Consider the following 19,763-nt stretch of genomic DNA (forward strand, 5'->3'; position numbering starts at 1 on the left):
TTGGTTCAGTACTCGTCGTGACCGAACGGGTCTTCGACCGTGCCCGGTACCCAGCTCAGGCCCGGCTTGCCCCATCCGGAGCGCTTGATGATCTTCTTCGCGGCCCGGGCGTGCCGGCCGATCAGCATGTCCGTGTAGAGGAAACCGTCCAGGTGGCCCACCTCGTGCTGGAGCATCCGGGCGAAGAAGCCGGTGCCCTCGATGACCACGGGGGAGCCGTCGGCCTCGAGGCCGGTGACCCGCGCCCAGTCGGCGCGGCCGGTGGGGAACTGCTCGCCCGGCACGGACAGGCAGCCCTCGTCGTCGTCCTCGGGGTCCGGCATGGTCTCCGGGATCTCGGAGGTCTCGAGCACCGGGTTGATCACGGCGCCGCGGCGCCGCTCGCCGTCGGGGCTGGCGTCGTAGTCCGGGCAGTCGTAGACGAACACGCGCAGTCCGACACCCACCTGGTTGGCGGCCAGGCCGACGCCGTTCGCGACGTCCATGGTGTCGTACATGTCGGAGATGAGTTCGGCGACCTCGGACACGGGCTGGGTCACGGGCTTGGTCGGCTCGTGCAGCACCGGGTCACCGACGATCACGATGGGAAGGATTGCCATGCTGACCAGGATAGTGGGACGGTCTGCGGCGACGCGCCCGCACCGGATGCGAGTCCCCGGTCGGGTCTACCGTGGTTCAATATTCTGCGAAAGCACAGCGGTGTAGTTCGTGTGTGATTCGTTGCCCGGTCAGCTGAGGCTGTCGGGCAGCCGGGGTAGTTTGTGGGATCGCTGAGTTTGGGCGAGAGCTCGAAGTGGGGAGTGAGATGGACGGCGCAGTCGCGCGTAGCCGGAATTCCGAGGCCACCGAGCCGCAGGGTGCGAACGACGTCGGCACCGACGGACTCACCCGACGCGATCACGACATTCTGTCCTTCGAACGCCAGTGGTGGAAGTACGCCGGCGCCAAGGAAGAGGCCATCAAGGAACTCTTCGACATGTCGGCGACCCGCTACTACCAGGTGCTCAATGCCCTGGTCGACCGCCCGGAGGCGCTCGCCGCGGACCCCATGTTGGTCAAGCGGCTGCGCCGGCTGAGGGCCAGCCGGCAGAAGGCCCGGGCCGCCCGCCGCCTCGGATTCGACATCACCTAGATGCCGGCGATCGCGCGATGGCAACTAAGGTCGGTGACGTGAGCACCCCGAATCCCGAGCCGTCGGGCCCGCCGCTTCGCGCCCTCGCGATGGTGCTGATCGCCCTCGCGATCGCCTTCGCGGGCATCGGCGCAATGGCCCTGTCCGGGTCCGACTCGGATTCGCCGGCCCCCACCATCGTGCCGAGCGTGGCCCCGGTCAAGGGCTCGGCGAACAGCCCCGCCGCGTCCGCGCGTCCCACCACGCCGCCGCCGGCCACCACCTCGGCGGCCGTCACCACGACCAGCCTCCCGACCTCCGCCGCGACGCTCGACCGGTCCGCGGTCCCCGTGCGGGTGTTCAACAACAGCATCGTCAGCGGGCTGGCGGCGGAGACCGCGAGCACGCTCGAGGCCGAGGGCTGGACGGTGTCCGAGACCGGCAACTACGCCGACGGCACGATCGCCAAGACCACCGTCTACTACCGCCCCGGTTCGGCCAGCGAGAAGCAGGCCGCGACGGAGATCGCGGCGGAGATCGGCGCCACCGCCGAGCCGCGCTTCGCGGGCATCGAGTCGTCCTCACCCGGCGTCATCGTGATCGTCACCTCCAAGTAGCGGTCAACCGCGTCGTACGTCGTACACCTGGTCGGCCGGTCCATCCCGGCTGGCTATGATCAATTCACTTCCAGCCCACCTGAAGGAGCGGTTTGATGGCCATGCTTACCCGACGCGACACGCAGACTCGCGGCCGCAAGTCCTGGCGCGTCGTTGCCCCGATGGTCGCGTTGGCGGCCGTTGGCCTCACCGCGTGCAGCAACGGCGAGTTCCCCAGCGACGTTCCCGGCACCACGCCGCCGGTGTGGACCGGCATGCCGGCCCCCGCGGGCGCCCCCGGTTCGGGCGGCCACGCGGGTGAGGGCGCCGAGCCCGCCGACCAGGTCCGCACCAGCCTGCGCAACGCCGACGGCACCAACGTCGGTTCCGTCGTGTTCGCGTCGGCCGACGACCACGTCACGGTCACCGTTCTCGGGTCCGGACTGACCCCCGGCTTCCACGGCCTGCACGTCCACTCGGTGGGCAAGTGCGAGACCAACTCGGTGGCGCCGACCGGCGGCGAACCGGGCAACTTCCTGTCCGCCGGCGGCCACTTCCAGGCGGCGGGGCACACCGGTCACCCGCAGAGCGGCGACCTCACGTCCCTGTACGTGCGCGAGGACGGCACCGCCGAGCTGGTCACCTCCACCGACGCCTTCACCATCGAGGACCTGCGCAACAACGGCGCCGGCACCGCGATCGTCGTGCACGCGGGTGCGGACAACTTCGGCAACGTGCCGACCCGGTACGGCCTGCCCGAGGGTGCGAAGGTGCCGGACCAGGCGACGCTGGACACCGGCGACGCGGGCGCCCGCGAGGCCTGCGGCGTCATCAAGTAGCCACCCGAGCGCAAGTCCCTCCGACGACGGCCGTCCGCCTTCGTCGACAACACCCGACGCCGCACCGGAATGACGCTGGCCACATGCCAGTTCCCGGTCGCGGCGTCGGTGTGTTTGCTGTGATTGGATCAACACCGTGGCAGTCCACTTCGCCGGTTCCGCCCGGCCGACACTCGGTGTCGAATGGGAGATCGCGCTGGTCGACCGGGCCACGCGCGATCTGTCGAACACCGCGCCGCAGGTCTTCGAGGCGATGCAGTCGATCGACGGCTTCGACCCGGCTCGACTGCACAAGGAATTCCTCCGCAACACCGTCGAGCTGGTTACCGGGGTGTGCGACACCGTCGGGGAGGCGATCGCGGACCTCGACGAGACCATGGTCCTGCTGCGCCGGGCGTCCGCGCCGTTGGGCGTCGAGCTGCTCTGCGCCGGCACCCACCCGTTCGCGCAGTGGAGCTCCCAACAGGTGACCCGCGCCCCGCACTACGACGAGATGATCGAACGCACCCAGTGGTGGGGTCGGCAGATGCTGATCTGGGGTGTCCACGTGCACGTCGGGGTGTCCTCGGCGGAGCGGGTGTTCCCGATCATCAACGCGCTGCTGGTGAAGTACCCGCACCTGCTGGCGTTGTCGGCGTCGTCGCCGATGTGGGCGGGGGTGGACACCGGATACGCCAGCAACCGGGCACTGATGTTCCAGCAGCTGCCCACCGCCGGGCTGCCGTTCCAGTTCGAGAACTGGTCGCAGTTCGAGGGATTCGTGCACGACCAGCTCAAGACCGGTGTCATCGAGCGGCTCGGGGGACTGCACTGGGACATCCGGCCCGCGCCGCAGTGGGGCACCATCGAGGTGCGGGTGTGCGACGGCGTCTCCACCCGCACCGAGCTCAGCGCGATCGTGGCGCTGATCCACTGCCTGGTGGTGTACTTCGACCGCTGTCTCGACGACGGCGTGGAGTTGCCCGGGATGCCGCCGTGGCACGTGCAGGAGAACAAGTGGCGCGCCGCCCGTTACGGGCTCGACGCGGAGATCATCCTCGACGCGGACAGCAACGAGCGGCTCGTCACCGACGACCTGGACGACCTGCTCGAGCAGCTGGCCCCAGTCGCCCGTGACCTCGGCTGCGCCGACGAGCTGGCCCGGGTCGCGGACATCCCGCGGCGCGGCGCCTCGTACCAGCGGCAGCGTGCGGTGGCCGCCGGGGCGGGCGGCGACCTGACCGCGGTGGTGGACTCCCTGGTGGCCGAACTAGGTCGTTAAGTCGCTGTTCATGCACCGTTTACTATGTACGAGTGCTGAGCAGTCCCACGCCCGTGTCGATCCCCGGGCGAAGCTGGACGCGGGCGCGTCTACTGGTCACGATCGGCGCGGCGGCGCTCGCCCTGGTGCTGGTGGCGCTGCAGGTGCTGGCCGCGCGGCACGGGTTCGAGGGGCCGCTCGCGAGCCTGGCCCGGGACTTCGTCGGGACGCCCAAGTCGATGTCGGTGCCGTGGGCCGGGTTCGCGCTCGCGCTGGTCGGCCTGACGGGACGGCAGCGACTGCTCGCGGTGGGCGCGGCGGCGGGACTGGACGCGGTCTTCGCGGCCGGTCGGCTGCTCACCGGCGGCCCCGCGGCCGTCGGCAACGGCCCGACCTGGGTGCTCGTCGGGATCGCGGTGGTCGCCGCCGTCCGCTGGACCGGTTCGCAGCGCGCCGACGCGCTGCGCGGCGCGGCGCTGGGTGCGCTGCTGATCCTCGCCACCAAGTTCGGCGACGTGTGGCTCGAGATCACCGTGCTGACCCGGCCGCGGGTCCTCGACCAGTACCTGGAGCTGGCCGACCGCGCGTTCGGCAGCCCGTCCTGGGTGATGGGCCGGGTGGTCGAGGCGTCGGGTGACCTCGGCTACGGGGTGTTGCACTGGGTGTACATCGAACTGCCGGTCGCGGCGATCGTCGTCGCGCTGTACCAGCTCCGAAACGGCTGGCCCGCCCACTACCTGGTGCGGACGTTCCTGGTAATCGGGCTGATCGGGCCCCTGTTCTACCTGGTCTTCCCGGTGGTCGGGCCGGACTTCGCCTTCGGCACCGCGGGCGCGGGCGCCCAGCTCGGCGACTACTGGCCGCACACGCTGCCCACCTTCACCGACCCGGCGACGTTCGAGTTCGACGCCCCGGCGCCGCGCAACTGCATGCCCAGCCTGCACACCGCCTGGGCGCTGGCGATCTTCGTGCACTCGCGGGGTGGCCCGCGTTGGCTGCGCTGGGGCGGCACGTTCTGGCTGGTGTGCACGCTCGCCGCGACCCTCGGCTTCGGCTACCACTACGCGGTGGACCTGCTGGCCGGCGTGGTGCTGTGCCTGACCATCGAGGCGGCGCTGCGCGATCCCGAACGGGGCTGGGGCCGATTCCGGGTCCGTCTGGTGGTCGGCGGCGCGGCGGTGTTCGTGGCGCTGCTGGCGTCATACCGCTACCTGGCGGTCCCGATCGCGCAGTTCCCGGAGCTCTCCGTGCCGCTGTTGCTGGGCGCGACGGGTGCGGTGGTGCTGGCCTTCTATGCGACCTTCTTCGCGGCATCGGGGACGGCGCTCGCGCGGTGGGGCGGACGCGTCGACGCCGCCCGTGTGGCCGGGGGACACGAGAGCCTCACGCCGGAACCCGACCCCGAGACCGTCGGCGTTCGGCAGTGACCGGCACCCGGTAGCGCGCGTCCGCGGTCACCTCGCGAAGGCGAGCACGATCGCGGCCGGCAGGAACGTGGAGCGATCGAGGCCGATCCACCGGAACCCAGCGGTCGTCCGGTTCGTAGTGCCGGGTCGGATCCGCCCGTTCGTGAAGGCCGGTGGTGGGCATTCGGTGCTCTTGCCCTAATTCTCGGACTCGATCAAAAGCATTGGAGTGCAACGAGTTCCGTGAGCATTGTCGAGACAGTGCAACGTGCGGAACCTGAACTCGGGGCGGTCGGTATTTTATGCAAAGCAGTCAAACCGGGCGCTCCGCAATCTCGCTGGACTGCCCGGCCTGGGCTGCTCGGGGTTGGAGTGCTCAGTCGAACAGCCCGAGCCGGCCCGCGGTCCGGAGGATCTCCTCGCGGGAGTGCCCACCGAGCTTCTGGTACAGCGAGCGCTGCTGGCTCTTGACGGTGTTGGCGGAGACGAACAGCTTCGAGGCGATCTCCCGGGTCGACAGGCCCAGCGCCAGCTCGGCGAGCACCAGCTTCTCGCGTTCGGTGAGCTGGACCAGGTGCACGGACTCCGGGTAGGGGTTCCCGACGGTCGAGCCCCGCAGCACCGCGACGGCGGTCGACGCGGTGGTGGCCGTCGCCTCGAGGGTGTCGACGAGCTTGCGCGGGATCGTCGCCAGCGGCCACACCAGGCCGGTGCGGTCGGCCTCGCCACGGGCGTGGGCCCAGGCGTCCGCCGCCGCGTCGGCGTTGCCCAGCACGTGGTGCGCGGCGGCCTCGACGACCAGGGCCTCGAGGTGGGCGTGCGGATGCGGGTGGCCGAACCAGTCGCACCGGTGGCACAGCGCCAACGCCTGGCCGGGTTCGCCGGCGAGCAGGTGCGCGCGAGCCGCGGCGACGAGTGTCCACGGCTGCTCGGGCCCCGCGCCGGAGGCCAGCGCCAGGGCCTGGTTGCCCTCGCCCAGCGCGAGCCTGAGGCTGACCTCGACGGCCGTCAGCAGCGGCAGCGCCACCGAGGACGGGCCGAAGGTCGTCGGGTGTGCGGTGACCGCCCGGCGCAGCAGCGAGAGCCCGTCGAACGGGCGCCGAGTCGCCAGCGCGTAGCGGCTGTGGGCATAGGTGACGAACGCCCACAGTTCCTCGTTGTCGGAGGCCTCGCCCAGCTCGTCGAGGGCGCGCCGAGCGGTGTCGAGGTCGAGCCGGTCCAGTGCTGTCAGCGCCCGGGCCACCAGCGCGGGAACCTTGACCAGGAGCTCGAGCCAGCCGGCAGACCGCGGGTGTGAGGCCTCGATGGCCAGCCATTCGTCCGCGCGCTGTGGATCCCCGAGCAGCGCCCAGTTCAGCGCGGAACTGCCCGCCGCGTTGCGGGCGACGAAGTCGATGCCCTGCGCGAGGGCGCCGCGGTGCGCGAGCCGTAGGTCGACGGTGGACTCGGCGAACTCGCCGGCCAACTGGTGGCTGATGCCCCACTGCAGCCGCATCACCGGGAGCTGCCTGCGCACCTCCTCAGGACGGGCGTCGAGGGCGGCGCTGCTGAGTACGTGCAGCTGCCGTGCCATGTCGGCGGACTCCCGGAACCTCCCACCCACCCGCAGCATGAGGGACTGGACAGACCCGACGTCGAGCAGCTCGCCGGCATTCGGTTCGGCACCGAGCCGGCGCAACGCGTCGACGTCGATGGGCAGCGTGCTGGCCGTGCTGGTGGTCTGGGTGCCGAGCAGGGTGAACAGCTCCCGGCCGGCGCGGATGGAGGGATACGCGTCGAGCAGGTCCGGTGGGATGTCCCGCAGCGTCGAGCGGATCATGACGATGTGGTCGCCGATCAGGTCGACCCAGTGTTCGTCGAGGATCTCGATCACCAGCGCCCAGTCCGCTGCGTCCGCGGCGTACCGCAGCCCGCTCGCGGGGTCGTCGCGATCGAGGTGGTGGCGCGCGAGTCTCGACAGGCGATCGGCCGGCCGCAGCCCGGCCCGTTCCTGGGCGACCAGCAGTGCGTCGCGCACCGCGGGGGCGAATTCCCAGGCCTCGTCGACCGTGGCGTCGGACCGGATCAGCACGCCGGCGGCCTCGAGGTCGACGAGTCGGCGGCGGGTCTCCGCCGCCTCGACCTGTCCGGCGTCGGCGCCGAGACCGGCGGCGATCTCGGGGGTGATCACCCGGGCCGTCGCGACGGCCACGGCGAAGTCCCGGTGCGCGGTGATCTCGGGGTTGTCGAGCACCCGGGTGCGGGTGTAGTCCGCGATCGCACGGTCGAGGGCATTGGCGAGCAGTCGGCCGCGGGCGGGGGTCGAGGGCACCGCCTTGAGCACCAACGCCGCGATCCGCACGAGGTCCGGCAGCCCGCCGACCCGGTCGTGGACGTACGCCGTCTCGCCCGGCGCCGACGTGGCCGCGGCGAAGTCGAAGAACTCGGCGGTCTCCTCGACCGTGTACAGCAGGTCGCGGGCGGAGATCAGCTCGTAGGTCGGTTCCATCGCGGCCGGGTCGACAAAGTGGGTGTGCCCGCAGAGCGTCGCGACGACGTTGACGTGCGGGCACCGGTCGACGAGGCGGCGGACCTCGGCCTCGAACCGGTCGGCGTCGACGAGGTCGATCCGGTTGAGGACGAGAACGACCGAGGTCTCGGTGTGGGCGAGCGACTCCCGGACCACCTCGGACGGGCTTTCGGGTCGCCGGTCCGGCGTTCCGCAGCCCGCGGCGTGGACTCGTTCGAGCACCGTCCGCCAGTACGCGTCGGCGCAGACGCGTCCGGCGGGGGCCGGTACCCACACGACGAGCCGGGCGGCCGCCCGCCCCGACTGCAGCCAGGTCGCGACCAGGTCGGACTTGCCGAATCCGCGCGGCGCGCGCAGGACTGTGACGGGTGAGTCGCGATCGAGCCGGGCCAGCAGACGGGGCCGCGGTGCCACGGCCGGTGCGCGCCGCTGCCGGTCGGGTTGTCGCGGGTTCCGGGGTTCGGTGCGGGCGGGGCGTTCATACACGCGGACGCTCCATCATGCGTGGACAAGCGACATGCGTGGACTGCCTCTTTCGATCGCTGCTCGATCTCAGGGTGGGTGAGGCGCCGCTGGTCGGACGGGTCGGACGTCGTCAGGGCGCAGTTACCGACAATCTGTCATCTCGGACGGGGAAAGCCCACAGGCGTAGCCGGGTTTTCACCCGCGGGTTCACCCGTTTTCGGGTGTGACGCCGGTTCGAACCCGGCGTCACGGTCCGGGAAGCTGGTCCGGGAAGCTACAGGCGGGGCCCGGGGCGTTCGGTGTCGGGGCGTTCGCGGTTGTGTCGGTGCTCCAGGTCGCCGAGGATCTCGAGGCCCTCCCGGCCGCGCTGTTCCCGGTAGGCGACGCGGCCGACGACATGCGCGATCACCGGCGCGGTGAGGAGGGTGAACACGCCGACCAGCACCAGCATCCAGATGTCGACGTTGCCACGCAGTCGGATCACGGCACCGACCAGCACCAGCACCATCCCGACGACCTGTGGTTTGGCCGCGGCGTGCATGCGCGAGAGCGTGTCGGGGAAGCGGACGATCCCGACCGCCGCCGTCATCGCCAGCAGCGCACCGAGCAGTATCGCGGTCGCGGCCAGGACGTCCCACACGGCGCTCACTGGTCGTCACGCACCCGGAATCGGGCCACGCTGACCGAGCCCACGAAGCCCACCAGCGACAGCGCCACGATCGCGGGCACCACCGTGGTGTCGAGGGTGTAGGCGGCCCACACGGCCAGCCCGCAGGTGGCCGCCGCGACCAGCGTGTCCATCGCGACCAGGCGGTCGAGGGTGGACGGCCCGGCCAGCAGTCGGTAGGTGGTGAGGAGTGCGGCGACGGTCAACATCACCCCGGCGATCACCAACACGATCGTCATGGCCGGTCCTTTCCGCTGGTCGTGGTCCCGTCGGGGCCGTCATGTTCGGGGGGCCCGTCGTCCAGGAGGTCCTGCTCGTGGCGTCCGTCGTCCTCGTCCTGGTCGTGCCAGGTGCTCGGCTGCCAGTCGGAGTCGCGCTCGAACGCTTCGATGAACAGCCGCTCGAGCTGACGCACCGTCCGGTAGAACTGCTCGACGGCCCGGTCGGTACTTACGTCCAGCACGTGCACGTAGACCATCCGCCGGCTCTGGTCGACCTCGAGCACCATGGTGCCCGGGATCAGGTTGAGCAGGTCGATACACAGGGTGAGGACCAGGTCGGACTTGATGGACAGTCGGCACCGCAGCACCCCGGTCAGCGGCGGCGGACCCGGTCGGACGGCCAGCCACGCGACCTGCGCGCTGGACTGCGCGGCGTAGTACACGCCCAGACCGGCGAGCTTGAGCACCGAGAGCGGACGTACCCGTCCCTCGACCGGTACCCGCGGCAGCGGCAGCAGCAGCATGATCGTCGCGCCCACCGCGAGGCCGCCGAGGACGTTCGCGACGCTGAGGTTGCCCCACAGCAGGATCCAGACCACCGTCAGCCACGCGAGGATGCCGACCTGCATCAGCGCGCCGCGGCTCATCGGATGCCCCCTTCCGGTTGCTCGCCGGGCGGGGAGGTTTCGAGCGCGGTCGCCTGCTCGGCGTATCCGGGGCCGAGCACGGCGTCGATGTAGATCGAGCGGTCCTGCAGGTCCGTGGCCGTCCGGTTGGTGATCTCGATGAACGGCCCGGCGAACACGGTCAGCGACAGCCCCACGGCCACCAGGGCGATGGTCGGGATCAGCATCAGCACCGGCATCTTCCCGACGTCGGCCCGGTCACCGAACGCGATGTCCTCCTCGGACTCGTCGATCAGCGCGGACGGTCCGACGTCGGCGAGGTCGCCCTCCGGTGCGTCGGCGCGGGCCCGCCAGAAGGCCTTCGTCCACACCCGCGCGATGACGTACAGGGTGAGCAGGCTGGTCACCGTGCCGCCGCCGACCAGGATCCAGGACAGGGCGCTCGGGTGGGCGACGCCGGCCTGCAGCAGCGCCACCTTGCCGATGAAACCGGAGAACGGCGGGATCCCGGCCAGGTTCAACGCCGGCACCAGGAAGACGAGCGCAAGCACCGGGCTGGCCGCGGCGAGCCCGCCGAGTCGGCGCAGCGAGGCCGAGCCGGCCTGCCGCTCGATCAGGCCGACCACCAGGAACAGGGTGGTCTGCACGATGATGTGGTGCGCCACGTAGTACACGGCCCCGGACAGGCCGTGCTCGGTCGAGAGCGCGATGCCGAACACCATGTAGCCGATGTGGCTGACCAGCGTGAACGACAGCAGTCGCTTGATGTCGGTCTGCGCGATGGCGCCGAGGATGCCGACCAGCATGGTCAGCAGTCCGCAGACCATCAGCACGTTGTCCAGGTCGCCCTGCGGGAACAGCAGGGTGTGCGCCCGGATGATCGCGTACACGCCGACCTTGGTGAGCAGGCCCGCGAACACCGCGGTGACCGGGGCCGGCGCGGTCGGGTAGGAGTCGGGCAGCCAGGTCGACAGCGGGAACACCGCGGCCTTGATGCCGAACGCGACCAGCAGCACCCCGAAGATCGCCATCCGGGTGCCGGTCGGGACGCCGTCGAGCCGGGTTGCCATCTGCGCCAGGTTCAGGGTGCCGGTGGCGGCGTACGCGAAGGCGATCCCCACCAGGAAGATCAGCGACGAGACCATCGAGACCATCACGTACGAGACCCCGGCGCGCACCCGGTCGGCACTGGCGCCGAGCGTCAGCAGCACGAACGACGCGGCCAGCAGCACCTCGAACCCGACGTACAGGTTGAACAGGTCTCCGGCGAGGAAGGCGTTGCACACGCCCGCGGTCAGGGCCAGGTAGGTGGGCAGGAAGATCGACACCGGTTGGCGTTCGGTGCCGTCGTGCACGCCCTGTCCGGCGGCGAAGCCCATCACGGCGAGCAGCACGATGCTCGAGACCACCAGCATGATCGCGGAGAGCCGGTCCACCACCAGGGTGATGCCGATGGGGGAGTCCCAGCCGCCGACCTGCAGCGCCGAGATGCCGTCGCGGTCGGCCAGGTACAGCAGCAGCACGGAGACGACGAGCACCGCGACCAGCGCGGCCATCGTCACGACGCGCTGGAACCGGGGCCGGCGCCCGCCGATCAGCGTGATCGCGGCGGCGAGCATCGGGATCAGCACCGGCAGCGGGGTGAGGGTCTGGACCAGGTCCGCGGGCAACGTCATCGGCGGTCACCGCCCGGGGTCCGGACCGGACTGTCGCCGTCGGCGTCGAACTCGTCGAAGTCGCCCTCGCGCAGGTCCTCGTAGACCTCCAGGTCTTCCAGGTTGGTGAGTTGGTCGAGGGGGATGGGGTTGCCCTTGTCGTCGAAGGCGTCGCCGCGGAAGGTGGAGTCGCCGGTGAGCGGGTCGTCGGAGCGGTCGCGGTCGGGGGCCTCGGCCGGGCTGCGGCGCCGGATGACCTTGGTGTCCTCGGGGTCGTTCTCGACGGCGTCCTTGGTGTTGATCTTGTAGGAGCGGTAGGCCAGCGCCATCACGAAGGCGGCGATGCCCATGGTGATGACGATCGCGGTCAGGATCATGCCCTGGGCCAGCGGGTCGGCCATGGTGTCGTAGACGGCGTTGCCGCGGCCGACGATCGGCGCGCTGCCGGGCGGGCCGCCGACCACCAGGATCAACAGGTTGACGCCGTTGCCGAACAGCAGCAGACCCAGCAGCATCCGGGTGATGCTGCGCTCCAGCAGCAGGTACACCCCGCACGCGACGAGTACGCCGACCACCAGGAGCAGTCCGAAGTTCGCGGTCACCGGAAGGTCACCTCCGCGCTGTCGAGTCGCCTCGCGGGCTCTGCTGCGCCCTCGGCGTCCAGTCGGGCGCCGAGACTGCGCAGCACGTCGAGCACCAGCCCGACCACGATCAGGTACACGCCGAGGTCGAAGAACAGCGCGGTCACCAGCTTGATGTGGCCGATCAGCGGCAGCGTGACCTCCAGGGTCGCCGAGGACAGCGCGGGCGCGCCGAGGAACAGTGAGGTCAGCGCGGTGCCCGCGGACAGGATCAGGCCGAGGCCCAGGATCTTGCCCGCGTCGATGGGGACGGTCTCGCCGAGTTCGTAGCGGCCGCCCGCGAGGTAGCGCAGCACCAGGGCCAGGCCCGCGGTCAGCCCGCCCGCGAAGCCGCCGCCCGGCGCGTTGTGGCCGGAGAAGAAGAAGTACACCGACAGCACCATCATCGTCGGGAAGATCAGCCGGGTGGTGACCTCGAGGACCAGCGAACGGTGCCGCGGGTCGATCAGGTCGCCGCCGCGAAGCCAGGTGGTCTCCGGTCCGGAGCCGGCGTCCGGGTTGGGCGCGTCCGCGACCCGCGGCGCGATGCCGAACCGGCGGTTGCGGAACACCAGCGACGCGACGCCGGTGGCGGCAACCAGCAGCACGCAGATCTCGCCCAGGGTGTCCCAGGCGCGGATGTCCACGAGGAGCACGTTCACCACGTTCTTGCCGTTGCCCAGGTGGTACGCCGCGTCGGGCAGCTGCAGGTAGATCGGCGTGGTGGAGCGGGCGTTCATCGCGAACGCGCCGATCACCGTCACCGTCGCGCCCACCGCGACGCCCAGCAGGGCCCGCGGCAACTTGAACCCGACGGACTGCCGCTCGTCGATCTCGGCGGGCAGTTTGCGCATCACCAGCACGAAGATCACCAGCGTCAGCGTCTCCACCAGGAACTGGGTCAGGGCCAGGTCGGGCGCGCCGTGCAGGGCGAACAGGACGCCGCAGCCGTAGCCGCCGAGGCCGACCAGGATCACGCTGGCGAGCCGGTTGCGCATCACCGTCGCGGTGATCGCGGCGGCGATCATCATCAGCCCGACCGCCAGCTGCAGCGGGGAGTCCCACAGCCGCAGCCGGACGCCACCGTCGCTGTGCACGGCCAGCAGGATGGTCGGCAGCAGTACCAGGGTGACGAGGATGCTGGCCTGGGTCAGCGGCAGCGAACCGCGCTGGGTGGTGCCGGTCAGCCGGATCGAGAGGGTGTCCATGCCGCGCAGGGTGGCGTCGTACATCCGGTCCGCGTTGCCGAGCAGGGACCGTTCGAAGCGCAGTCGGCTGACCCGGCGGTGCATCAGGAAGAGGCCGGCGCCGGAAAGGACGATGAGCACGGTCAGCCACAGCGCCTGCCCGAACCCGTGCCACAGCGCCAGGTGGTAGTCGCCGTCCGGACCGGCGGGCAGCGTCGTCGAGTACGGGGTCAGCAGCCGGTCCATCAGCGGGGATGCGAGGCCGGCGGCGAGGCCCGCGACGGCGAGCAGGGCGGGCACCGCCAGGAACAGGGGATCCGCCCGGTGCATGTCCGCGACCGCCGGGCTGGGACGGCGGAGCTGCTTGCGTCCGAACGCGCCCCAGACGAACCGGATGCTGTAGGTGACGGTGAGGATCGACCCGAGCACGATGCCGGTCAGCACCAGGGTCCGCACCGGGGGACTGAGCGCGGCGGTGGTGGCGATCGCGTCGAGCGCGGCCTCCTTACCGACGAACCCGAGCAGCGGCGGTAGCCCGGCCATGCTGGCGGCGGCCAGCACCGCGATCGCGCAGAGCGCCGGGGCCTGGGCGCCGAGCCGCGCGAGCTTGCGCAGGTCGCGGGTCCCGGTGGTGTGGTCGATGACGCCGACCACCATGAACAGCGCCGCCTTGAACATCGCGTGCGCGACCATCATGGTCATGCCGGCCAGGGCGGCGTCCCGGCTGCCTGTGCCCACCAGGACCATCAGGAATCCGAGTTGGCTGACGGTGCCGAAGGCCAGGATCAGTTTCAGGTCGAACGCGCGCAACGCGCGCCAGCCGCCGAGGAGCATCGACGCCAGTCCGAGCGTGATGATCGTGACCCGCCAGGGGGTGGAGTCGGCGAAGCCCGGCGCCAGCCGTGCGACCAGGTAGATGCCGGCCTTGACCATCGCCGCGGCGTGCAGGTAGGCGCTGACCGGGGTGGGCGCGGCCATCGCGCCGGGCAGCCAGAAGTGCATCGGGACGATGGCCGACTTGGACAGCGCGCCCACCAGGACCAGCACCACCGCGACGCTGGTCAGCCAACCGGTCGGCGGGTTCGCCAGTAGTACGGACAGCTGGTAACTGCCGCCGACCTGACCCAGGATGATGAACCCGACCAGCATCGCGAGGCCGCCCGCGGTGGTCACAAGCAGTGCCTGGGTGGCGGCGCGGCGACTCGACGCGCGTTCCGCGTAGTGGCCGACCAGCAGGAACGAGAGCACCGTCGTCAGTTCCCAGAAGGTGTAGAGGATCAGCATGTTGTCGCTGGTGACCAGGCCGAACATGGCGCCCGCGAACGCGACCATCTCGGCGGCGAAGATGCCCAGACGTGGTTCGTCGTCGGTGAAGTACCGGGAGCAGTAGACCAGGACCAGGGCGCCGATCCCGAGCACCAGCGCCGCCATGATCGCGGCCAGGGAGTCGAAGCGCATGTCGATGTCCATCGACAACCCGGGCGCCCACTGGATGTGCAGCGACTGCTCGGTGCCCCAGTTCCGGACCACCCAGACCAGGCTTGCCAGCGGCACCAGCGACAGCGGCAGGAAGGCGTTTCGCCCCATTGCTCGCACGACAAGCGGCGCCAGAACGGCGGCAACTGCATGGGCGAACAAGATAGCGAGCAAAAGGCACTCCGTCGTGTCTGCGTGCGGGGGGCGGCGGGGTGTCGATACGCCCAGGAGTATCCGGGCGATCGGAGTCCAGTTTAGGGGATGGCCGGTCGTTGCTCGCAGGCGCATCGCCGCGACATTCGGGCGGTACCGTGTGGAAATGGCCGAGATCAGGACCGTCGCGCTTGCCCACATCAGGGATCGCCGGATGCTGCAGGCGCGGTCGTCCGGCAAGACCGCCTTCTACATGGCGGGCGGGAAGATCGACCCCGGGGAGAGCCCGGAACAGGCCCTGCACAGGGAGATTCGCGAGGAACTCGATGCGGGCATCGTGGCGGGCACGCTCGAGGAACTCGGGGTCTTCGAGGCCGAGGCGTTCGGGCATCCGCCCGGTACCCGGCTGCACATGACCTGTTACCTCGCGGACCTGACCGACGAGCCCGCGGCGACGAGTGAGATCGCGGAACTGCGGTACTTCACCACCGACGAGTACGCGGCGATGCCGGAGTCGGCGCCGGGGTCACGACTGGTGTTCGAGCGGTTGCGGTCGCTGGGTCTGGTGGACTGAGCGGCTGGGCGACGGGGGATGTCTCGGCGAGCGGAGCGACGGGGGATGTCTGGGCGAGCGGAGCGACGGGAGTCACGATGATCTTCACCGCGGCGGCACTCGACGGCATCGTGTCCGGCACGGTGACGCTCGCCTTCCGGCGGTGGGAACGGCCACGGGTGCGGGCCGGGTCGAGCCAGCGGACGGCGATCGGGGTCGTCGCGTTCGACGCGGTGGAACCGGTCGATGCGGCCACGGTGTCAGATGCGGACGCGGTGGCGGCCGGGTTCGAGTCCGCCGAGCGGCTGCTCGTGTTCGTGGACAAGAAGGCGCACGGCCCCGTGCTGTACCGGATCGCGCTGCGCTTCGACGGCGCCGACCCGAGACTCGCGCTGCGTGAGGACGACGCGCTGTCGGAGGCGGACGTCGCGGACCTGCGGCGCCGGCTCGACCGGCTGGACGCGCACGGCCCGTGGACCGAGGCGACGCTGAGGCTGATCGCGGACCGGCCCGCGGTGGTCTCGACCGAGCTGGCCCCTGCGCTGGGGATGGAGCGGGCGCCGTTCAAGCAGCGGGTCCGCCGACTCAAGGAGCTGGGTCTGACCGAGAGCCTGGAGGTGGGGTACCGGCTGAGCCCGCGTGGCCGGGCCCTGCTGGCGCGGCTCGGTACCTGATTCGACCCTGCCGACACCCTTTTCCGGGGGTTGGTTCTCGAGGATGAACTCGCCCAGGGTGTCCCGGCGTTCAGTTCGTCGGGGTGCGGTCCTGGGGCTGGGTGCCGCCGCGCTGGGTCCGATGACCCCGGGGCAGGCCGCCGTTGGCACCGCGCCATCCGGCGGGAAGCTGAGGCGTTGCCAGCGCGGTCGTCGCGGCCGAAGATGGATCCAGGGAGGACGACACGCGGCGCGCGAGGCGGCGCGTTCGCGGTGCGGGGGCCGAAGGGGTGGGGCGCATGATGCGCAGAACGGTCGGGTCGGCCGGCGTGCCCGAGCGTGCGGTGGCACTGATGGTGTTCGTGGCGGCGTTCGTCGGGGGCGCGGTGGTCGCGAACCGGTTGGCGGGTAAACCGGTGCCGTTCCTACGCTGGTCGGTGCTCCGCTTCCTGCTCGGCTCGCGTCGACTGGTCCGCGAGGGACAGGTCGGTGACGGCCGCGAGGAGGCGTTGGCGCGGCGGGTCGCCGAGGTGGCTCGGCCCGGTGACCTGGACGGTGTGATCGAGGTGATCGACGACTTTGCCCGGCACAAGAGCTTCCTGATGAACGTCGGCGACGAGAAGGGGCTGCTGCTCGACGACGCGATCAGCCGGGCCCGGCCGTTGCGACTGCTCGAGCTGGGCACCTACTGCGGCTACAGTGCGCTGCGTACGGCCCGGGCGATGCCGCCCGGCGCCCGGCTCTACTCGGTCGAGTCCAGCCCTGCGAATGCCGATGTCGCGCAGCGTATCTGGGAGGTCGCGGGGGTGGCCGACCGGATCACCTCGGTGGTGGGGTCCCTCGGTGACGGCGGCGTCACCATGGACCGGCTGGCGTCCGAGCACGGATTCTCCTCCGGCAGTGTGGATTTCGTCTTCCTGGATCATGCCAAGGAGGCCTACCTACCGGACCTGCTGCGGATCGAGAGTGCGGGCTGGCTGCACCCGGGGTCGGTGGTGGTGGCCGACAATGTGGTGATGCCCGGCGCGCCCGACTACCTGGCCTACATGCGTGGCGAGGAGGGGTGCAAGTGGCGGACCGTCGAGCACCGCACGCACGTCGAGTACCAGAAGGTGCTGCCGGACCTGGTGCTCGAGTCGACGTTGCTCGGTGTGGCTCGACCCTGAACTCGCACCGATCAGGATGCTTGCCGGGGTTGTCGACGGGTGGCCCTGGTCAGGTGGGCGCGCAGGGCGTCGGCAACGACGTCGGGGTTCTCGAGCATCGGAATGTGGCCGACGCCCGGCAGGGTGACCTCTTCGACGTGGTCGGGCAGTTCGTCGATCAGTCGCTGCATGCACTCGGCGCGGGTGGTGAAGGTGTCGAACTCGGACAGCATCAGCGATGTCGGCGCGGTGACGAGGTGGAGCCCCGTGAGTGGCCCGTCGCGCAGGAACGCCAATTGGATCGGCAGGTAGACGGGGCAGTGCGACGCCGCGCGGACCACGTTCGCTGCGTCGTCGGGGTCGACGGCGGCCATGTCCCTGCTGCAGTTTCGGATGATCGGGCGTTGAAACATCTCGCGCGTTGCGGCTCGATCGCCGAGAACTCGGGCAGCAGCGGCGAGGGGGAACTGTGCGGTGAATCCAAACCCGAGTCGAAACTCGGTGTGGGAAAACCGTTTCCAGCCTCCACCAGGGTTGATCGCAGCGAGAGATTTCGCCCGGCCGCGGCGCTCGAGTTCGAATCCGACCTGGCCGCCCAGTGAGTTTCCTGCGATGTGGCAGGTGCTCCAGCCGACCCTGTCGAGTTCACGTTCGATTCCGTCGGCGATCCCGCGGACCCCGAGGTCGCGCAGCCGTAGCCGAGGGCCACCCCAGTGGCCGGGCATGGTCATTGCGAGAACGTCGTAGTCGGTCGAGAGGTTGTCCACGACGGCGTGCCATACGTGGTGCGACAAGGTGAATCCGTGCAGCAGCAGCACGGGCTCACCTGATCCAGCCCGGTTCACATATGTCATCAAGCTCCCCTTCCGACTCTTTGCTACTCAGTAGTAACAAAGGCGGCCCGAGGTGTCCAGGGCTGGAGGGTGAGTTGCTCGAGGCGGTTGTCACCCGTCGCGATCGTTGGGCGCTTTGGTGTCGGGGTCGGGTTTACCTTTGCAGGACTCGTCGACCCCGGCGGGCTTCCCGCGGCGGGACAGAATCTCCGAGCATTGCGGGGTTCCGGGCGTGGATCGCTGGCAGTCTCTGGTGGTTCGATCAGGCGAGATCACACACCTTCTACGCGCTTAACCAGGCGAAACATCGTTGTGATCGAATGTGCGTGCGAGTAGAATTTGGTGTATGAAACTCGACGCCATGCTCACCGACCCCGCCGGGGTCGAGGCATGGCGACTCGACGAAACCGAGCTCGCGTCGGCGGTCTCGGAGCTGGTTCAGGACATCCGCGCCCGCGAGGCACTCCTCGTCCGACTCGTGCACGAGGCCGACCGGAGATGCCTGCCCGAACACGCCGGCGCCGCGGACACCACCGCCTGGCTCGCCGGCGCCACCCGGATGCACCGCGCCCACGCATCGCAGATCGTCCGCCTCTCCCGAGAACTCCCCCTGCACCCGCAGATGGCCGACATGCTGAACGAGGGACGGATCGAGCTCGGTCACGTCCAGGTGATCGTCAACTTCCTCGACAGGCTCGCGAAACTCACCCGCGACTTCGACATCGAACCTGCCGAAACGGACTGGGATCATCCCGACCCCGAGACCGGACGCCCAGACGACTGCGAGGCCTACCTGCTCATCGCCGCCCAGGTCGAAGACCCCACACAGTTGCGCACCCGGGCCCGCGAACTGGAGATCCTGTTCGAACGCGACAACGACCTGCCGTCCGACGCAGAGAACCCGGAACTCAACGAGTTCCACGCCAGCGCCACCCTCGGCGGTCGGGTGCACGTGACAGGCAGCTTCGACGCCGAGACCGGCGAAGCCCTCCAGACCGCGCTGTCCGGCCTGTCGAAGCCGCACCCGAGCACCGACGAGCATGGCCACCCGATCCGCGACCTTCGCACCGCTGCCAAGCGCCGCGCCGACGCCCTCGCACAGATAATCCGCGGACACCTCGACAACGCACGCGGACCGATGGAGGGCGGCGAACGACCCCACGTCACAGTCACCATCGACGTCGACGCCTTGAGAGACGCGGTCGCCGCGACGGCGCCCACCCCCGCGACCGGAGCCTGGTCCGGAAGCGACTGGGACTACCACTCCGACAACGCAACCGGACCCACAGGCAGAATGAGCTACGGCGGTTGCGTCGACGTCAGGCCCCCGCGGCACTACCGCCGACGCCGCCACGCCAGCATGCCGTGGGCCGGACCGATCTCCGCGGCCGTCGCCGCACGCATCTCCTGCGACGCCCAGGTCACCCCGATCTTCGTCGACCGGGGCGGCAACCCCCTCGACGTCGGTCGCACCACCCGCATCATCTCCCCGAAACTCCGGAAAGCCCTGGTGGCGCGGGACTGCGGCTGCGCATTCCCCGGATGCGGCCGCCCCGCCGCCTGGACCGACGCCCATCATGTCCAGCACTGGTCCAAGGGCGGCCCGACCGCCCTGTCGAACCTGGTGCTGCTCTGCAAGAAGCACCACACGATCATCCACAGGAACCACTGGGCCGTGCAGATCGGCGACGACGGCCATCCGTGGTTCACGCCGCCGGCCTGGGTCGACCCGTTGCGAAGACCACGGCCGGCCCACAACCGGCGCGCAATCCACGGATCCTGACCAGGCCAAGCCTGAATACTCACCA

At 70.2% G+C, this 19,763-nt stretch carries 18 protein-coding genes; 9 read left to right on the forward strand and 9 right to left on the reverse strand.

Going from position 1 to position 19,763, the window contains the following annotated elements:
• Positions 1–5: 5 nt before the first annotated feature.
• Complete coding sequence (locus tag RT2_RS18190) at positions 6–599, reverse strand: peptide deformylase (protein ID WP_072846197.1); 594 nt, start codon at positions 597–599, stop codon at positions 6–8.
• Between the two features lie 206 nt (positions 600–805).
• On the opposite strand from RT2_RS18190, the gene napA reads away from it, so the two are divergent.
• From napA to RT2_RS18215, 5 genes are all read left to right on the forward strand, one after another.
• Positions 806–1,132: a nucleoid-associated protein NapA gene (gene napA, locus RT2_RS18195; RefSeq protein ID WP_072846198.1), complete on the forward strand. Its 327-nt coding sequence runs from the start codon at positions 806–808 to the stop codon at positions 1,130–1,132.
• Between the two features lie 38 nt (positions 1,133–1,170).
• A complete protein-coding gene (locus RT2_RS18200; protein ID WP_072846229.1) occupies positions 1,171–1,728 on the forward strand; it encodes a LytR C-terminal domain-containing protein in 558 nt (185 codons plus the stop codon).
• A 95-nt stretch (positions 1,729–1,823) separates the two neighbouring features.
• Entirely contained in the window at positions 1,824–2,546 is a 723-nt protein-coding gene (gene sodC / locus RT2_RS18205; RefSeq protein WP_092776067.1) for a superoxide dismutase[Cu-Zn], read from the forward strand.
• Positions 2,547–2,682: 136 nt separating this feature from the next.
• Positions 2,683–3,807 carry a glutamate--cysteine ligase gene (locus RT2_RS18210; RefSeq protein ID WP_072846200.1) on the forward strand — a complete coding sequence of 375 codons (1,125 nt, stop codon included), beginning with the start codon at positions 2,683–2,685 and terminating at the stop codon, positions 3,805–3,807.
• 92 nt (positions 3,808–3,899) lie between these two features.
• Positions 3,900–5,213, forward strand: a complete 1,314-nt coding sequence (locus RT2_RS18215) for a phosphatase PAP2 family protein (protein WP_371851183.1) — start codon at positions 3,900–3,902, stop codon at positions 5,211–5,213.
• Positions 5,214–5,568: 355 nt separating this feature from the next.
• On the opposite strand, the gene RT2_RS18220 is transcribed toward RT2_RS18215, so the two are convergent.
• The 7 genes from RT2_RS18220 to RT2_RS18250 form a co-directional block, all read right to left on the reverse strand.
• A complete protein-coding gene (locus RT2_RS18220; protein WP_072846201.1) occupies positions 5,569–8,187 on the reverse strand; it encodes a LuxR C-terminal-related transcriptional regulator in 2,619 nt (872 codons plus the stop codon).
• A gap of 253 nt (positions 8,188–8,440) precedes the next feature.
• Complete coding sequence (mnhG, locus tag RT2_RS18225; RefSeq protein WP_072846202.1) at positions 8,441–8,815, reverse strand: monovalent cation/H(+) antiporter subunit G; 375 nt, start codon at positions 8,813–8,815, stop codon at positions 8,441–8,443.
• Complete coding sequence (locus RT2_RS18230; RefSeq protein ID WP_072846203.1) at positions 8,812–9,072, reverse strand: monovalent cation/H+ antiporter complex subunit F; 261 nt, start codon at positions 9,070–9,072, stop codon at positions 8,812–8,814. Before RT2_RS18230 ends, mnhG begins: the two co-directional genes overlap by 4 nt.
• The gene (locus RT2_RS18235) at positions 9,069–9,701 is read right to left on the reverse strand and encodes a Na+/H+ antiporter subunit E (protein ID WP_083577464.1); all 633 of its coding nucleotides are present in this window, start codon (positions 9,699–9,701) and stop codon (positions 9,069–9,071) included. The genes RT2_RS18230 and RT2_RS18235 overlap by 4 nt, the downstream gene beginning before the upstream one ends.
• Positions 9,698–11,356 (reverse strand): Na+/H+ antiporter subunit D, encoded by a 1,659-nt coding sequence (locus tag RT2_RS18240; protein WP_072846204.1) that lies wholly within the window; start codon positions 11,354–11,356, stop codon positions 9,698–9,700. Before RT2_RS18240 ends, RT2_RS18235 begins: the two co-directional genes overlap by 4 nt.
• The gene (locus RT2_RS18245; protein WP_072846205.1) at positions 11,353–11,937 is read right to left on the reverse strand and encodes a Na(+)/H(+) antiporter subunit C; all 585 of its coding nucleotides are present in this window, start codon (positions 11,935–11,937) and stop codon (positions 11,353–11,355) included. Before RT2_RS18245 ends, RT2_RS18240 begins: the two co-directional genes overlap by 4 nt.
• Positions 11,934–14,792 (reverse strand): Na+/H+ antiporter subunit A, encoded by a 2,859-nt coding sequence (locus tag RT2_RS18250; protein ID WP_072846206.1) that lies wholly within the window; start codon positions 14,790–14,792, stop codon positions 11,934–11,936. Before RT2_RS18250 ends, RT2_RS18245 begins: the two co-directional genes overlap by 4 nt.
• Before the next feature lie 145 nt (positions 14,793–14,937).
• Here RT2_RS18250 and RT2_RS18255 point away from each other — a divergent pair, with 145 nt between their 5' ends.
• The 3 genes from RT2_RS18255 (at position 14,938) to RT2_RS18265 (ending at position 17,143) form a co-directional block, all read left to right on the forward strand.
• Positions 14,938–15,345, forward strand: coding sequence for an NUDIX hydrolase (locus tag RT2_RS18255; RefSeq protein ID WP_072846207.1), 408 nt, complete (start codon positions 14,938–14,940; stop codon positions 15,343–15,345).
• Positions 15,346–15,422: 77 nt separating this feature from the next.
• A complete protein-coding gene (locus tag RT2_RS18260) occupies positions 15,423–15,998 on the forward strand; it encodes a hypothetical protein (protein WP_072846208.1) in 576 nt (191 codons plus the stop codon).
• Positions 15,999–16,276: 278 nt separating this feature from the next.
• Positions 16,277–17,143 (forward strand): O-methyltransferase, encoded by an 867-nt coding sequence (locus RT2_RS18265; protein WP_371851182.1) that lies wholly within the window; start codon positions 16,277–16,279, stop codon positions 17,141–17,143.
• A gap of 11 nt (positions 17,144–17,154) precedes the next feature.
• On the opposite strand, the gene ephH is transcribed toward RT2_RS18265, so the two are convergent.
• On the reverse strand, positions 17,155–17,940 hold the full coding sequence (ephH, locus tag RT2_RS18270; protein ID WP_245709311.1) for an epoxide hydrolase EphH: 786 nt from the start codon (positions 17,938–17,940) through the stop codon (positions 17,155–17,157).
• Positions 17,941–18,301: 361 nt separating this feature from the next.
• Here ephH and RT2_RS18275 point away from each other — a divergent pair, with 361 nt between their 5' ends.
• On the forward strand, positions 18,302–19,738 hold the full coding sequence (locus RT2_RS18275; RefSeq protein ID WP_072846210.1) for an HNH endonuclease signature motif containing protein: 1,437 nt from the start codon (positions 18,302–18,304) through the stop codon (positions 19,736–19,738).
• The last annotated feature ends 25 nt before the right edge of the window (positions 19,739–19,763 follow it).

It is taken from the genome of Rhodococcus tukisamuensis NBRC 100609, from assembly GCF_001894985.1.
In the GTDB taxonomy this organism is placed as follows: Bacteria; Actinomycetota; Actinomycetes; order Mycobacteriales; family Mycobacteriaceae; genus Rhodococcus_G; species Rhodococcus_G tukisamuensis.

Bases quoted from the DNA above. Each gene is read 5' to 3' on its own strand.
- RT2_RS18190 (WP_072846197.1), bottom strand. From the start codon at position 599: ATGGCAATCCTTCCCATCGTGATCGTCGGTGACCCGGTGCTGCACGAG.
- napA (WP_072846198.1), top strand. From the start codon at position 806: ATGGACGGCGCAGTCGCGCGTAGCCGGAATTCCGAGGCCACCGAGCCG.
- sodC (WP_092776067.1), top strand. From the start codon at position 1,824: ATGGCCATGCTTACCCGACGCGACACGCAGACTCGCGGCCGCAAGTCC.
- RT2_RS18230 (WP_072846203.1), bottom strand. From the start codon at position 9,072: ATGACGATCGTGTTGGTGATCGCCGGGGTGATGTTGACCGTCGCCGCA.
- RT2_RS18235 (WP_083577464.1), bottom strand. From the start codon at position 9,701: ATGAGCCGCGGCGCGCTGATGCAGGTCGGCATCCTCGCGTGGCTGACG.
- RT2_RS18240 (WP_072846204.1), bottom strand. From the start codon at position 11,356: ATGACGTTGCCCGCGGACCTGGTCCAGACCCTCACCCCGCTGCCGGTG.
- RT2_RS18255 (WP_072846207.1), top strand. From the start codon at position 14,938: ATGGCCGAGATCAGGACCGTCGCGCTTGCCCACATCAGGGATCGCCGG.
- RT2_RS18260 (WP_072846208.1), top strand. From the start codon at position 15,423: ATGATCTTCACCGCGGCGGCACTCGACGGCATCGTGTCCGGCACGGTG.
- RT2_RS18265 (WP_371851182.1), top strand. From the start codon at position 16,277: ATGATGCGCAGAACGGTCGGGTCGGCCGGCGTGCCCGAGCGTGCGGTG.
- RT2_RS18275 (WP_072846210.1), top strand. From the start codon at position 18,302: ATGAAACTCGACGCCATGCTCACCGACCCCGCCGGGGTCGAGGCATGG.